At 68.9% G+C, this 14,368-nt stretch carries 16 protein-coding genes and 2 pseudogenes; all 18 read left to right on the top strand.

Annotation, left to right across the window (positions count from 1 at the left end; all coding sequences use genetic code 11):
* The first annotated feature begins 23 nt into the window (after window positions 1–23).
* The 18 genes and pseudogenes from ACFYXM_RS28025 (at window position 24) to ACFYXM_RS27940 (ending at window position 14,317) form a co-directional block, all read left to right on the top strand.
* Window positions 24–272 carry a hypothetical protein gene (locus ACFYXM_RS28025; protein WP_389293420.1) on the top strand — a complete coding sequence of 83 codons (249 nt, stop codon included), beginning with the start codon at window positions 24–26 and terminating at the stop codon, window positions 270–272.
* 29 nt (window positions 273–301) lie between these two features.
* Entirely contained in the window at window positions 302–538 is a 237-nt protein-coding gene (locus ACFYXM_RS28020; RefSeq protein WP_389293418.1) for a DUF3263 domain-containing protein, read from the top strand.
* Between the two features lie 213 nt (window positions 539–751).
* Window positions 752–1,006, top strand: a complete 255-nt coding sequence (locus ACFYXM_RS28015) for a hypothetical protein (RefSeq protein ID WP_389293417.1) — start codon at window positions 752–754, stop codon at window positions 1,004–1,006.
* 281 nt (window positions 1,007–1,287) lie between these two features.
* Window positions 1,288–2,421 carry a hypothetical protein gene (locus ACFYXM_RS28010; protein WP_389293416.1) on the top strand — a complete coding sequence of 378 codons (1,134 nt, stop codon included), beginning with the start codon at window positions 1,288–1,290 and terminating at the stop codon, window positions 2,419–2,421.
* Between the two features lie 28 nt (window positions 2,422–2,449).
* Complete coding sequence (locus ACFYXM_RS28005) at window positions 2,450–2,740, top strand: hypothetical protein (RefSeq protein WP_389293414.1); 291 nt, start codon at window positions 2,450–2,452, stop codon at window positions 2,738–2,740.
* Window positions 2,737–3,102 (top strand): annotated as a pseudogene (locus tag ACFYXM_RS28000) (bifunctional DNA primase/polymerase); the annotation flags it as partial. The gene ACFYXM_RS28005 and the pseudogene ACFYXM_RS28000, both read left to right, overlap by 4 nt.
* Window positions 3,103–3,532: 430 nt before the next feature.
* Entirely contained in the window at window positions 3,533–4,075 is a 543-nt protein-coding gene (locus ACFYXM_RS27995; RefSeq protein WP_389293482.1) for a hypothetical protein, read from the top strand.
* A gap of 607 nt (window positions 4,076–4,682) precedes the next feature.
* Complete coding sequence (locus tag ACFYXM_RS27990; protein WP_389293412.1) at window positions 4,683–5,042, top strand: hypothetical protein; 360 nt, start codon at window positions 4,683–4,685, stop codon at window positions 5,040–5,042.
* Window positions 5,043–5,164: 122 nt separating this feature from the next.
* The gene (locus ACFYXM_RS27985; protein ID WP_389293410.1) at window positions 5,165–5,443 is read left to right on the top strand and encodes a hypothetical protein; all 279 of its coding nucleotides are present in this window, start codon (window positions 5,165–5,167) and stop codon (window positions 5,441–5,443) included.
* Between the two features lie 193 nt (window positions 5,444–5,636).
* Complete coding sequence (locus ACFYXM_RS27980; protein ID WP_389293408.1) at window positions 5,637–6,110, top strand: DUF6884 domain-containing protein; 474 nt, start codon at window positions 5,637–5,639, stop codon at window positions 6,108–6,110.
* A gap of 266 nt (window positions 6,111–6,376) precedes the next feature.
* Window positions 6,377–6,977: pseudogene (locus ACFYXM_RS27975) on the top strand (DUF2637 domain-containing protein); the annotation flags it as partial.
* A 613-nt stretch (window positions 6,978–7,590) separates the two neighbouring features.
* Window positions 7,591–8,211: a hypothetical protein gene (locus ACFYXM_RS27970; RefSeq protein WP_389293407.1), complete on the top strand. Its 621-nt coding sequence runs from the start codon at window positions 7,591–7,593 to the stop codon at window positions 8,209–8,211.
* Window positions 8,211–10,226, top strand: coding sequence for a peptidoglycan DD-metalloendopeptidase family protein (locus ACFYXM_RS27965; RefSeq protein WP_389293405.1), 2,016 nt, complete (start codon window positions 8,211–8,213; stop codon window positions 10,224–10,226). The genes ACFYXM_RS27970 and ACFYXM_RS27965 overlap by 1 nt, the downstream gene beginning before the upstream one ends.
* Before the next feature lie 473 nt (window positions 10,227–10,699).
* Window positions 10,700–11,227: a hypothetical protein gene (locus tag ACFYXM_RS27960; protein ID WP_389293403.1), complete on the top strand. Its 528-nt coding sequence runs from the start codon at window positions 10,700–10,702 to the stop codon at window positions 11,225–11,227.
* A 278-nt stretch (window positions 11,228–11,505) separates the two neighbouring features.
* Entirely contained in the window at window positions 11,506–11,922 is a 417-nt protein-coding gene (locus tag ACFYXM_RS27955; protein WP_389293402.1) for a hypothetical protein, read from the top strand.
* 10 nt (window positions 11,923–11,932) lie between these two features.
* On the top strand, window positions 11,933–12,346 hold the full coding sequence (locus ACFYXM_RS27950; RefSeq protein WP_389293401.1) for a hypothetical protein: 414 nt from the start codon (window positions 11,933–11,935) through the stop codon (window positions 12,344–12,346).
* Complete coding sequence (locus ACFYXM_RS27945) at window positions 12,343–12,831, top strand: hypothetical protein (RefSeq protein ID WP_389293399.1); 489 nt, start codon at window positions 12,343–12,345, stop codon at window positions 12,829–12,831. Before ACFYXM_RS27950 ends, ACFYXM_RS27945 begins: the two co-directional genes overlap by 4 nt.
* A 223-nt stretch (window positions 12,832–13,054) precedes the next feature.
* Window positions 13,055–14,317, top strand: a complete 1,263-nt coding sequence (locus ACFYXM_RS27940; RefSeq protein ID WP_389293398.1) for a hypothetical protein — start codon at window positions 13,055–13,057, stop codon at window positions 14,315–14,317.
* The last annotated feature ends 51 nt before the right edge of the window (window positions 14,318–14,368 follow it).

Here is a 14,368-nt window from a genome sequence, read left to right as displayed (position 1 = left end):
ACCACCGGGAGTACGCCACCCGCATGACCCTCACGATCTACGTCCCTGCCCTCCCCTGCGGCCGGTTCCCCGCTCAGTGCACGAATGACGGCACCACCGAGCACGCCGCCCACGACTGGAATCTTCCCAGTGCCACCCACGCCGGGTGGCACTGCTACGGCTACAGCACCACCCCCGGCGGCACTCGTGTCGGCTGGGCCGGCGGCACCGAGGAGCCCGGCGACGCCATGGACCTTTGCCAGAACAACCCCGCCACACCTACCGCCAGCTGACGCGGGAGCCCACTACGGGAAGGGAACTCATGAACGCACTGATCGGCGACGCCCTCCTCGTCCTCGCCTCTGCCACCCATGTCACCGAGCTGGGAGACACCTCCGCGCAGGACACGTACATCCAAGACCGCCTTGGTCTGCCGACGGCCACGTACTGGAGGGTCCTCCAGGACGTGCTGGACGACCCTTCGGCCACCCACCATGCCCCGGCGACGATCACGGCCCTGCGGGAACGGCACGCTCGACGGGGGCACCCCACCCCGTGATGACCGTGCCGGTGGTCTGCCTCACGCGGCAGACCACCGGCACGGTCCGGCGCTGCTGACCGGTTCGCTTCGGAGCATGTCGCTGAGGCACCGAGCAGGACCCAGCCGACGGAGCGTCCCCGATTCGCGTGGGGGGCGCTCCCTGAAAGCGGGTGCTCCTAACCTCGCCGACGCCCGTTTGCCCAGAGGGAAAGGCATTCTCGGTTGAACACCATGACCTCCGCAGCAACCTCTGCCGATCTCGTCCCTGTCCGCCTCGTCCGCGCCTCAGGGCAGTGGAGAGTGGAGATTCACGACGATCAGCGCACTCGTTTCACCGTCTGCAGCAGGGACGAGGCTTCGCCCGAGCCCCCGACCGACACGGCAGCGACGCTGCTGCTGAACACACACAGCGTGCTGGTCCCCGACGGCGCCGTCTGGACGCTCCGGGCACCGGGCATCTTGGAGGCCCGCGCACGCCGGATGTGAAGCGGGCTCGCCTGGGAGACCTGGCCGAAGCCGGGCCTCCCGGGCTCGCAGGTGCTGCGCGCTTCGCCGACCGGGGCCACCGGGGCCTGTCCGACCTTCCCCAAGCTGAAGGAGGGGGGGCGCCGCCCGGTTCTGTGCCGATCCGTCTGCCCATACGGCGCCGGTTTCGCCGCGGCGGCCGCCGCGGGGGCGCCCTCTGGTCAGCTCTGGGCCACAGAACAGCCTCCCCGCGTCGGAAGAAGCCCTCGATGAGTACTGCCGCACCAGCAGCCGTCCCGCCCATGCCTGTAACAGCCACGCCGGCTGCCGAGCTCGACGACACGTCCATCACGGACGAGATCGCTGCTCTCCTCCAGTGGGACCGACGGCATCTCCTGGCCACCGGTGAAGGGCCCCACATACCCCGCGGTGAACCGAGCCGCATCGCCGTCTGCGCGCTCGTCGGTCGCCTCAGGGAGCTCGAGCGAGTTCAGAAGCAGCGCGCGGACGCCGCCGCCCGGGCGGCGTTCCAGAACCAGGAGATCCAGCGCAAGGCTGACAACCAGGCTCGCGCGAAGTTCGGGCCTCTCATCCGCAGCAGCAGCGGCTCCTACACGTACGTGGTATCAGCGGACGGCCTCGGTGAGCTCGGCATCGTCAGCCGACGTGACGGGGGCAGGAAGTGGCGGTACCAGCGGGCGGGCACGGGTTCTTCCGGCCCGGAGTACGACACGCGCCGCGAAGCCGCCGGAGACCTCGTGTGGCTCGGAGACCTTGCCGCTGAATCCGCTGCACGCCAGCAACAGCAGGACGCCGCGCGCACCGCAGTGCCCGAAGGATGGACATGGGGCGACTGGGACGATCTCGGCGAGGACGACATCATCCGTACCCCGATGTACGGCACGGCCGAGGACGGAACGCTGTACCCGCAAGCGTGGCGTCCGGCCGTGGAGGTGCTGGCCGTTACCCGGCTGGACAACGGCTGCGTGGTCGTATCCCTGGCCCAGCCCGGAGGCTCGTACGCCGATCCGCTGTTCGTCAGCAGCCAGGACATGAAGGACGTTGGATTCCTCTGGCCCGTCGGCCGTACCCAGCCCACGCCGCGGCCCTACCGCCAGAAGCTCCGGATCCGGATGGCCGACATCGCAGACGACATCGCGACTGTCCAGCGCCGGCTCGGCCCTACGCCCGAGATTCGGAGCCTGGCGGAGTTGGTGGGCCGGCTGGAGCGGGCACAGACGCCCAACCTTTTCGCCGACCTTCGGCGGGTGGAGGCGGGCACTGCGAAGCTCCGGGCACAGGTCAGCGACCACGAACAGTCCTACGAGGTCCGAAGGATCAAGAGCTGGGCGGTAGCCGCCCACATCAAGGCTCAACAGGCCCTCGAAGCGTTCACCGCAGACCCGGACTTTGCATCGGCGGCACCGACCGCCTGACTGCCGGAACCCCCGAAAGGTGACTTTCATGCGCTCTAAGCTCGGACTTCTCCTCGCACTCGGCCTCCTGGCCATCGCCTTCCCCAACGCGACGATGCTGGTCTTCGAGACTCTGTGCATGATCGTCGGTGCTGTGATGATCACGGTCGCGTGGGTGACCGCACACCTGTCGCTCGTGTGCTTCGTCGGTTCCGTGAGCGTGCTCCTCTACTTCTTCCCCGACACCTTCCGGCGGGCCGCCCAGTGGCTGGGACGCGCCCTGGCCGATGCCGTGCGCACCGTGCTTCCCCAGCAGACGCAGAGCCCCACTACCCGATGAAGAGGTCGCGCGGCCGTCGGACCGACGGCCGCGCGACCGCCGACGTCAGAAAGCCCTCTACCGTGAGCACCGACCACCCACCCCGACAGACGCTCAAGTCCGCGGCGCTCGCAGCCGCCGCCCGAGGCTGGCGGGTATTTCCTCTCCGGCCCGGCACCACCACGCCCGCTGTCCAGAACTGGCAGCAGAAGGCGACCTCCGACACCGAGAAGATCAACGCCGCCTGGGACCACGGGGCGTACAACGTCGGACTCGCTCCCTGCGCGTCCGGCCTCCTCGTCCTCGACCTGGTGCCAGCCGACCGCGGGGAACACCCGCCGCTGCGTCAGCGCTCCCCGGGTATCCAGGACGGCGCGGACATCCTGGCCGCCACCTCTGCCGGCCAGCACCACCGCCAAGGGCACGTACGAGATCGCACATCCCGGGCCGATCGGCACCTGGCCCCGACTACCTGGCCCGGCAACTCCGTGCCACTGCCTCGTCCCGCACGTGCCCCGGACGAGGCGCCACGCAGCAGGAAGCCCTACCTATCGGCTGACCAGGCGCACCCTCCCGTCTGCCCGGCCCCGGCAGACACCTGCCGGGGCCTTTCTGCACCCACCACCCCTCAGCCACCCTGTCCGGCATCCCACCCGGGAGCGCACATCCCGGTACGGGTCAGCTGGCTGGTCACGACCGCCTGCCGGTCTGCCAGGAGACCAAATTCGCCGGACCGCTCGACCTCGCCAGCACTCTGCGTAGCTTCCGGTCGGCACCCCTCGACCCACCAACCCGACGGAGAAGGCGACCGCCATGGATACCGACCCGGCAGCAGACGACCACAACGCGGAGACCCGGCAAGCGCTGCGCCGGTGCGGAGACGCCATCGGACTCGAGGCAGCCCGCCAGAATCTCCCGGCAGACCTGTACGTCGCCTTGTTCGGACGCATGCAGGAAGGTCTGCTGCGCGGCATGGTCCACCAACTCGGAAACGGCGAGCACACTCTCAAGGTCTTCACCGACCTCCCGGGCGACACCCTCGTCATCACCGCACCGACACCTGATCACGGCCGTCATCTCGGCCCGGACCTGGCCCGCGCGGCGTTCCTCCTCCTCGCAGCCCACGGCCCGAGCCACTCGGCAGGCATCACCGCCTGCACCGTCCACGCGGACGGACACAGCACCCTCCAGGGGTGGGTCGTACTGGACGGTGTCCCGAAGCCGCTGTCGGCCGACGTACTGCGGACCCTGTGCTCCGTGGGAGGGCAGCTCACCGGAGGCTCGGCGACCGGCGGCCGGATCGACTACGTCAACGCCTTCACGCCGATCCCCCTGCCCGCAAAGCAGGGGGCCTGAGTGCCCCCTGGGGCTTCACCCTGCATTGCGGCGACTGCGGAGAAACCGACATCACCTTCAGCGGCAACGGCATGACCACCTGCTGCGACGCCCCCATAAGCGACGGCACCGCTGAGGCCGCCGCCTACCGCAACGACGAGACCACAAGGAAGAACTGACATGCCCGCCCGCTCCAACGACAACGGCAGGTGCGCGGAGCCGCGAAGCGTTCACGCTCCCACCCTCGCAGCCGGCGCCCGGCATCCCGTGAAGGGCCGTCACCGCGCCGGTATCAAGCCCGTGCACGCCAACGGAGAGCCCTGTCCCCACCGGAAGGGCGAGGCCTGCCCCGGACGTGAGTACCGGGCCCAGTGCAAGAACGCGGGATGCCACTTCGACAAGCAGCTGGACGCCCGCGTCCAGCTCGAGTTCGTGCGTGACACCAGCGCCTGCCCGACGGGCCGTGCTCCGGCTGATACGGACGCCACCGGCGCTGGGAACGCAGAGGTCGGCGCAGAACCGGTCGACGAGAAGCCACAGCAGGCCCCACAACTCCCGCTGGAACCACAGATCCGCAAGACCAGGCCCACATCCAAGCCCTACCGGATCACCTGCCCCGAGCAGGGCTGTGGCCGACTACGCCACCCGGCGGATGGCGCCGGGTGCCTTCGGCGAGCACGTCGACCTCGTCCACCCTGTACTCACCCCTCTGGACCTGGTCCGCAGCGTCGTACAGCTTGAGGAAGACGGCGACGGGCGGTGGACTGCGCGCGACATGTCCGGTCACCGCTATACCGTGCGGCGCGCCGGCGAGAACAACTTCCGGGTTGACGCGAATGGACGGGCGGTCACCGTCGTGACCCCACTGGCGACGCTGGAGCGAGCTCGGCTCTGCGTCGCACAGCTCGCCCGGATCGTCCACGGCCTCCAGGCGGAAGCCGCCCGCCTCCAGCTTCTGCGCGAGGAAAGGGCAGCGGCGCCCGGCTGAGCGAACCGATTGCTCAGGATTCGCGCGCACTCCGTAAGCACCCAGCCCGGCATACGTTCCCCGGCGTCACCACAGACCGGCCAGCCAGCGCCTTCCGCAACGACCGAGAGAAGACCACATCCATGCGCACGATCGACACCAGCGACGAGCTCCTCATCAGCCGCCTGCGCGGACGGCTCACCGACGTCCGCTACTACGGCCTCGACAACGAGTACGCCGGAACAGCAGTGCCTTCCGACACGGCATGGCAGGCCCTGGACGAGTCCGGGGCGCGCCTCGTGGAGGTGAACGCGCTGCTCGGCGTCTACAAGATCGTCCTCGACGACCACCGCTGGTATCAGCTCCGTCCCGCTGTCAAGTTCGAGCCCCTGCCGCAGCCACCGGTCGTCCAGGCCGCCTGATTCACGCCGGGCGGGCCCGCACCCACACGCGGGCCCGCCGAGGAGGAAGCCCTACACCCATGAGCCTCGTCGTCCTCGCCGCGATGGCGGTGACAGCCGTGATCGGCATCGCGGCGGTCGCCTACGCCGTCAGCCCCACCGGGTACACCTGCCTGGACAGGCGCTGATGTCCACGCCGTCCCGCCCTCGGTTCGTGATCATTAGCTGCGGTTCCCGCAAGCTCAAGCTCACTGGCAACCTGGAATCAGCGCCGGCCGGGGAGCTCTACATCGGGCACTATCACCGTTCGCTGCGCGGTGCCGCAGACGCTCTCGCCAGCAGCCCAGCCCAGATTCTGATCGCCTCTGCGTTGCACGGGCTCGTCAACGTCAGCCAGCCCCTCGCCCCGTACGAGATGACGATGGACCACCCTTCCTCGGTGACCAGCGATCACCTTCGCCAGCAGGCCGACGCGTTCGGCCTGCATAGCGCAGAGGTCATCTTCCTCGGGGGCAAGCGCTACGCCCACAGACTCCTTCCCGCGGTCCCGCATTGCCTGCGGCCGCTCACCGGCGGAATGGGTACGCAGCGTGGACAATGCCGGGCGGTAATCGAGCAACCGGGGCTTCGGCTCCAGTGGTGGGAGGAAGCCGCGGCTCTCCTGCGCGAGCACCGTCGCTCGGACTGACCACACGGATGCTGGCCATCCCAGAAAGGACCGTGCAGGCACGCCGGTCTCCGGAAGGTGTCCGCTTCGCTCCCTACCGTGCGCCGCATGACCACCCGTACTGATCACCGCGGCGATCTCGGCACCTGCGGCCATGCCCCCCGCAAAGTGGGCCAGATAGCCAGGGCCACAGAACCGTTGGGAATCGGCCAGTGACCCCGCCCGACGTAGAGCAGCCGCAGCCCAGCCGGGCGGGAGCCCCACGCGCTCACGCTCTTCTCGTCGCTGTGATCAGCGGCGGCGGCCTGATCATTGCGCTCATCGGCTTCATCGGCTCCTACGCGGCTGTCCAAGACCTCGCGGAGGCCAAGGGGTTCGGCGACTTCGCGCGCCTGTACCCCATCGGCGTCGACGCGGGGATCGTGGTCTTGCTCGCCCTGGACCTGCTGCTGAGCTGGATCAGAATCCCCTTCCCGCTGCTCCGGCAGACGGCCTGGCTCCTGACTGCCGCCACCATCGCCTTCAACGCCGCGGCGGCGTGGCCGGACCCGCTCGGCACTGCCATGCACGCCGTCATCCCCGTCCTGTTCGTCGTGACAGTCGAAGCAGCTCGACATGCGGCAGGGCGCATCGCGGACATCACGGCCGACCGGCATATGGAAGGCGTCCGGCTGAGCCGGTGGATCCTGTCGCCGGTGCCCACCTTCCGGATGTGGCGCCGGATGAAGCTCTGGGAGCTTCGCTCCTACGACCAGGTCATCAAGCTCGAGCAGGACCGGCTGATCTACGAAGCAGGGCTGGAAGTGCGGTACGGACCCGCCTGGCGGCGTACGGCGCCCATCGAGGACTTGATGCCGTTGCGGCTGGCCAAGTACGGCGTCCCTGTGCAGGCCGATGGCCCGTCGGTCCTGCAGCGATCCAACGCACCCGAACTTCCGGCCCCGCCCCCCGACCGGTCTGAATACACCCCGCCCGCCCCGCAGAGGGAACCGCCGCCGGCCGACCCGCCGCCGCCCCCGCAGGAGGAAGAACCCCCCGCTCCGCCCGCGGACGGCCGAGCGGCTGTCAAAACGGCTTACGACGCCCTGACCTCGCCAGATGCGGACCTGTCCGCCCGGAAGCTGGCCCAGCGCCTCGCGCCCAGCCTCGGCCTGACCGAAAACACCGTGCGGGTCTACATCACCGCGCTCCGCAAAGAGCGCAGCCGCCTGAAAGTCGTCCCCGACCCCACCGAGGAGGGCGAGTCCGCAGCCCCCGAAACGATCGACACCGCTACTGGCACTCCTGCTGCCCCCGATCCTTCACCCGCACCGCCTGAAGAGAGCCCCCATGAGTTCCGTCGCACCCAATCCGCACAGCCCCCACGCTGACGCAGCCCCCCGGTACCGGCACATCCTTCCCATGCCCGCATCTCTCGGTGCCCCGCCTCCCGGCGACGGTGTCCGGATCGCTTCATACGGTCGCGGGACGTCAATGCCCCCGACCGTTCAGGGAGTCACCCATGGAACGACGCCGCGCCATCGTCATCGCTGTCGCCCTGATCGCCCTGGCCGCCTTCGTCGGCCTGGCGGTCACCCTCAGCCGCAGCAGCCCCGAGGCGGAGAAGCAGGACGCCGTCGATCCCACGCAGGAAGCCGCGAGCGAACCCAGCACGCCGGCCGCTCCGCTCGACTCCGTTCCAGCCGTCATCGAGCCACAGGAACTTGCGGACGCCCACAGGGTGATGCGCAACTACCTCGTCACCCTCGGCACGTACACCTACCGCACGACCACCGGCGAGTGGAGGGCCAAGGCCCACGCTCTCACCGACGGATCCCCGGCCATCCTCGACCAGACCACCCTGCCCACCGGACGCGCGTGGGCCGAGTGCCAGCGGACGAAGTGCTCCTCCACCGCAACCGCTGACCTCAAACGGGACACCGTGCTCAGCAACGCACCCGTCGACGGTGCCGGCCGGTCGGTAACCACCCTCGCCACCACTACTGTCCGCCTCCACCAGGAGAAGCAGACCAGCCAGAGCACCGAATTCCAGATCACCGCGACCTACACCAGCGGCAAGTGGAAGGTCTCCGGCCTGCAGCTCGCCAGCGTCGGAGATGCCGGAACCACGGAGAGCAGCTGATGGCTCCGCCCATCGCCGCCCTCGCCGCACAAAAGATCGCCGCGGCCGCCGCACGCCGAGCCGCAGCACGGGCCACTGGCAGGCAGGGAGGAGGCAAGCACTGGAAGAAGTGGCTACTTGCCGCCCTCGCCGCCTTCTGCGCCGTCGCCGTCGCCTTCATCACCACCTTCGGCGCGATCGTCGGCGTCCTGGGATCGAAATCTGCGGAGGCTGCCTGCCTGGATGACGCGTCGGCACAGCAGGACGCGACTGGCGTACCCGGCGGCGGCGCCTACAACCCGATCACGCCCGGCAAGGGTATGTACCTCCCGTCCGACACCGCACGGGCGGAGATACCCCCGCGGATGATGCTCGCCGCGATCCGCGCCGCCGCCCGGTACCCGGGCCTCGACTGGACGCTGATCACCGGCCAGATGTACCAGGAGACCCGCTACGGCCAGCACCCGTCCGCTGCTCCCGGCGGGGACAACGGCCTGGGCTACAAGGGCATCCTCCAGTTCGGCGACCCGGCGTGGCAGAGCTACGGCGATGACGGCAACGGCGACAAGAAGAAGGACCGCTACAACGTGGAGGACGCGGCCTTCGCCGCCGCCAACTACATCCACGCCCTCAAGGCCGAGACCGACTCCTGGAACGCCCTTCGCCGATACTCCGGCTCGACGGTGTCCAACACCACCTACATGCGCGTCGTCACGACTCAGTCGGCCCGCTATCGGGGGGTGTTCTCCAGCGACAGCACCATGATCGAGCGTTGGCAGAAGCACCTCGCCGACACGATCAAGAAGAACCCGTCCTTCCCGACGCTGGGCAAGGCGTCCGGAATCCCCGAACCCGTCAACGACTTCAACGCCAAGGTCACCAACGCCGCGCAGATCAAGTCCGCCGCAGCCAAGAGCTGGTCGACGCCGCCGCTCGGCTCCACCTCCGGGACAACCAGCACCCCGGTGACGCAGGCCGCGACCCCCACACCCGGCGGCAAGCCCTCCGGCGCCAACTCGGCCAGCTGGCAATGGCCCATGAAGCAGGGCACCTACACCTTCACAGCCGAGTTCGGACAGAGCGGCGGGCGATGGTCGGCCGGACACACCGGCATCGACCTCGCTGCCCCGAGCGGCGTCCGGATCTACGCCCCGGCCGACGGCAAGGTGATCTCCGTCGGTAACGGCGGTGCGTACGGCAACCTCACCAAGATCGAACACGCGGGCGGCATCGTCACCTTCTACGCCCACCAGTCGACCTTCGGCGTCAAGGCTGGCCAGCAGGTGAAGCGCGGGACTTACATCGGCAACGTCGGCTCCAGCGGCAACGTCACCGGTCCGCACCTGCACTGGGAGGTCCGCCTGCCTGGTGTCCGCGACCCGCACAAACCCGGCCAGAACAACGGCCCGGGACCGGTTGACCCGAAGGACTGGATGAGTGGCAAGAAGACCGCTGCTCCCGCCTACGGCAACGATCAGTACGCCGAGGCGCAGGACCAGGCCCAGGCGTGCGCCGCCGACTCGGGCGGTGCAATCATCATCCCGGACGGCGCCGGAGCCACAGGTCCTCTGCCAGCCGCGGACTCCGAGGTCGTGCGCGCGGCCCTCGCCTGGGCCCAGACCGGGCTCGGCAAGCCCTACCTGTGGGGCGCTCGCCGTCTCCAGGGCGACCACCCGGCCAACTTCGACTGCAGCTCCTTCACCCAATGGGCGTACTACCAAGCCACCGGCGGGAAGCTCAACATCGGTGAGAACACTTTCGCCCAGCTGCCGAAGCTGTCCAAGCACAAGGTCCCAGCCGACCAGGTGCAGGCGGGAGATCTTGTCTTCTTCGGGTCCGAGTCCAACCCCGTGCACGTCGCCATGGTCTGGGACCCAGCCACGAAGAAGATCATCCACGCCCCCAACAGCAAAGCCCCTGTGAAGTTCGGGTCCTGGTCCGAGCAGAAAGATCCACTGATCGGCTTCTACCGCGTCGAGATCCCCGCGGGCACCAACGCGACCGGGCCCAACGGTGAAACGACCGAGGCTCACTGACGCGAGGCTTCAGGCCGCGATGTCGCCGCGTTGACGGCATCGCGGCCAGAGAGCGCTGTCCGACCTGTTTGACGGCCTTCAGCCCGGGCCAACCCGGCGCTTCTCCCCGCCCGGGCCCCAGCTCCCGGCCGTACTTCGCGCAGCGCTCGCCTGCAGGCGAGCCGCAGGCAGTGTTCGCTCTGCCAGCCACCGCGCTACACGCAGAGCACCGGGGAGTTCGAACATGCAGCACGTCGCCCACACCGTCCCGATGCAGATATCGGAGACCGTGCCGGAGGGCACTCCGCAGAATTGGGCCGACGGTGAACAGGCCCTCCTCCTGCGCCATGACGGCCTTGGCCCGCTGCCGACACTCGGCCTTCTGCGATCAAGGCACGGAACCTACCCCGACTCCGTTCTCGCGCCCGCTCCGCCCCAGCATGCGCCCGGCGGCATGCTGCACCCCATCACACCAGCAACGGACGGAGCCGCAGATGACCACCGCTTCCTACTCCAGCCTTGTGGCGATGCGCTTCGCCGACGGTGACGTCGTCAGCTTCAGCGGGACGAAGTGGCGCCGGGGCCTGCGCCATGCGGGGCAGTGGGCCACCGTGGACGATCAGCACACCAGCCGCTCCGACGACGAGATCCGTGCAGCCCTCGCGTCGGCCGACAGCACATACGCTCCCGTGCTCCCGAACGTCCACCAGCCGCTGCCGGGCACCAGCTGCGCCACACGCGAAGCCCTCAACGCGCTGGTCTTCCGTCCGGCAACCGGAGCGGTGCTGTACACCGCCTCCCTCAACCGCACCCAGTCGTTCCTGGGGAACGACCATGGCGTCCTGCGGCGCAACCCGACATCACTCAATCTGGCCTCCGTACGTGCATCCCTGCAGGGCACCCTGGCACGGCATCAGCGAGCGTCCATCACCTACCACCGCGCCACCGGACGTCTCTTCGCTCGTTACGCCGTCGCCGACGCCGCCCTTCACACGCACGTCTACGTGCTCACCGCCAGCTAACCGCCTTGGATCTGCCTGTCACTCCCTCGGTGAGAGGCAGCAGGCCAGGAGCACATCGAACACCGCGTGCGGCACGGGTCCAAAGGACGGCAGCGCGCAAACCGCCCAGGCCATCAGCACCCTGACGGAATTCGGTCAGTCGGCCACCTCGAGCTGTCGAAGGCGTCCCTGCACCACTGCGGCCGTGCTGCCCGAGGAGGGGTGTCCGGATCGGGAGGCAGAGTACGCACCGCCTCGGGGTCACCCGGCGGCGCATACCCCGACGGTTAGGACTTGCCATGCCGCAGCCCGTACAGCTCGTTCAGTTCGACTCCGTGGAGCGGGACGCGCTCCTTGCCGCCGGCCAGCCCAAGAGCATCGAAGCCGCTCTGCGTGCGGTCACCACGCGGATCAAGCAGCACCTGAAAACAGTGACCGAACTGGCGTCCGACAAGAGTGTGGGTGCAAGCTCCAAGCGGCTGACAGAAGCCCGCGCTGGCATCGAAGCCAGCCTGGCTGTCCTCACGGTGTGCCCGGCCGGAGAGATCGCAGACCTGCGCAAGAGCCTGGAGACCGCCCGGGACCTGGTCGACGAGGCTCTGCGGATATCTGCCACCGGCTCCTCGGCCGGAGCTGACCCGCGAGCTTCAGATTCGCCGAGCCTGGCGTACGACGGGGACTCCGCCGCAGAGTACGGGCTCTCAGCCCCCCAGTAGGAGGAACACCGTGGTGCTAGCCCCTCTGATCGACTCGACCCCGATCTGCTACCTCGGCAACGACAACCAGGTCGTGTGGCGCCCGTGCCGAATATGGCAGCCCGATGAGCAGCGCATCATCGCCGTAGTCACCGAGACCACCGAACCCACGATGAGCATCGAGACGGCCGCTGCCGCGATCCGGCTCACCCTCGAAGAGCTGCGCAAGCCCTTCCAGGTGACCATCGTGGAGCACTGGCCGGCGGGCACCGGGGCGGGCGGTGAGCACTACGCCGAGCAGTACTGGCACAGCAGCGGCCGCATCCAGTGGAGGCACGTGGAGAAGGAGGAACTCCACAACACGCTCGCGAAGTTCGACTCGACCCAGCCGTCGGGAAGTCCTCTCGCAGCCGCCGCGCGCCGGATTGAGGACCCGGCACAGTGAAGGACGAGCACGCCATACCGCCGTCTCTGCTCGCCGAGACCACACTCCACGAGCTCCTGGCCCTGTCCCGGAAGAAGGGCACCACCCTTCGCCAAATCAAGGAGGCCCTCGAGCTGACACTGCTGAAGATAGACGTCGACCGTCGACAGCGCCGCCCCTACAGAGGCGGCCGCCGATCCTGGCTCGCCAGGGTGACGAGCTTCGCCTTTCCCCGCACGTTCGCGACCAAGGCCTTCGCGTTCGCACGTGCAGTTGACCCCGAGCAGATGACCGAAGAGGACCTGCTGCGCCAGGCCGCGGCAGAGGCACAGGCGCACAACCACATCTGCTTCACCATCGAGATCACGGACGGCCCGAAGACGGCGGCCGGCCGTGAAGTCGAAGTGCAGTTGCAGGATGCCGAAGCCGAGAGGCTGGTCGGCCAAATCCTGCGGCTCATCGAGTGGCGCCGGGCTCCTGCTCCCGGGGACACAAAGGCGACGTAGGCGCCCACGTAAAAGGCATCGGCCTTCACTGGCAAGGCGCCGCCGGTGAAAGTTCGCGGCCACGTGCCCCGTTGTCTGTCACGATGCACTGTCACGGGGCACGAGCCGCCCGGCTCGTGCCCCGTCGCAGTACACGGCGGGACCCACACCAGAAAGGGCACCCGTTGTGGCCTACACCCTGGGAATCCGAGGCTGCCAGCACCTCGGCTACCACAACCCCCGCATGCGACTGCACCCCCAGACACGCTGGAACCAGCGCGTCGTCGACGGGCACATCGCTCACGAACTGACCATGCGAGCCATGCTCGATGCTGGCGTCCAGGGCATCATCGACGGGGGCGACCTCACCCACCGTGCCCGGCCGCTCCCGCGCGACGTCGAACACGCCAACCGCGTCGACGACCTGCGGGCCCGCGCCAACGTCTGGGGCCTGGGCAACAGTGGCAACCACTGCGCGGGGGCTGGCACCGACATCTCCGCCATGGGCACGATGCACCGCCCAGACCTCGGCATGCACGCGGTCTACCCCGACCCCCGCCGTGGCCCGGGCGACGGCACCGGCCCCTACCCGGGCCTGTACGAGATCCACCAGCCGACCGACGGCCTCGCCATCCACGCAGTGTCCCACTACGGCCTGGACCGCTCCCTGGCCGGCGCCGGCATCCATATCGACCCCGTCCCGCTGCCCGGCCACGTGAACCTCTTCGTCTGCCACGGCACGTTCGAAGCCGACGGCCGTCTCTACCACTGCATCAACCCCGAGGGACAAGAACGCCCCATCCCCCTGGAGTGGGCCCGCCGCGGATGGGACGCGCTGCTGCTCTCCCACTACCACTCCCTCGGCGCTGTACCCAGTCACGACCACGATGGCCCCGGGCAGGTCTGGTACACCGGCTCCTCTCTGACCCGCGGCTTCTCCGACGACCTCGGCCCGCGCGGCTGGCTTCACGTCACCATCGAGGACACCGGACGCGTCCACGTCGAAGCCCGCACCATCTGGCAGCGGCCTCAGCACGACCTTCCCGTCATCAACGCCGCCGAGCTGACTACCGAGGACGTCGACCAGCTCATCACCGACCGCATCGCCGCACTGGAACTGGAAGACCCCGAGAGCGCGAAGCTCACCGGGGACGCCGGGGCGATCGTCCGCCAGCGCATCAGCGGGACCACCCCCGGCCAGCGAGCGGCCCTGCGAGCCCTCCAGCCGCGATGGAGCCGCCTCGCCTCGACCGCCGCGTCCTGGCAGATCGACTACCCCCACCCCACCCAGGCGCAGGACGCGGACGGCACAGCGGGAAGGCAGCGCCTGATCACGGGGCGGATCACGGACTACGGCACGGAATTTCAGACCCGGGGTGAAGAGCTGATCCGGCGCATGGGCGTCCCCGACGTCATCGCCGGACCGGTCCGCACCAAGGCCCTGGAATGGGCCAAGGAGATCACCCCCACCTCCGCCTCGTCGAGCGAGGTTGCGATCACCGACTGAACAGCCGCAGACGGAGGTGTCCGCTTTGCCGAAGATGCTGCACGGCAGACG

The organism is Streptomyces sp. NPDC002476, from assembly GCF_042889785.1.
GTDB lineage: Bacteria > Actinomycetota > Actinomycetes > Streptomycetales > Streptomycetaceae > Streptomyces.
Note: the sequence above shows the minus strand (reverse complement) of the source record. Positions and strands in the feature narration are given on the sequence as shown.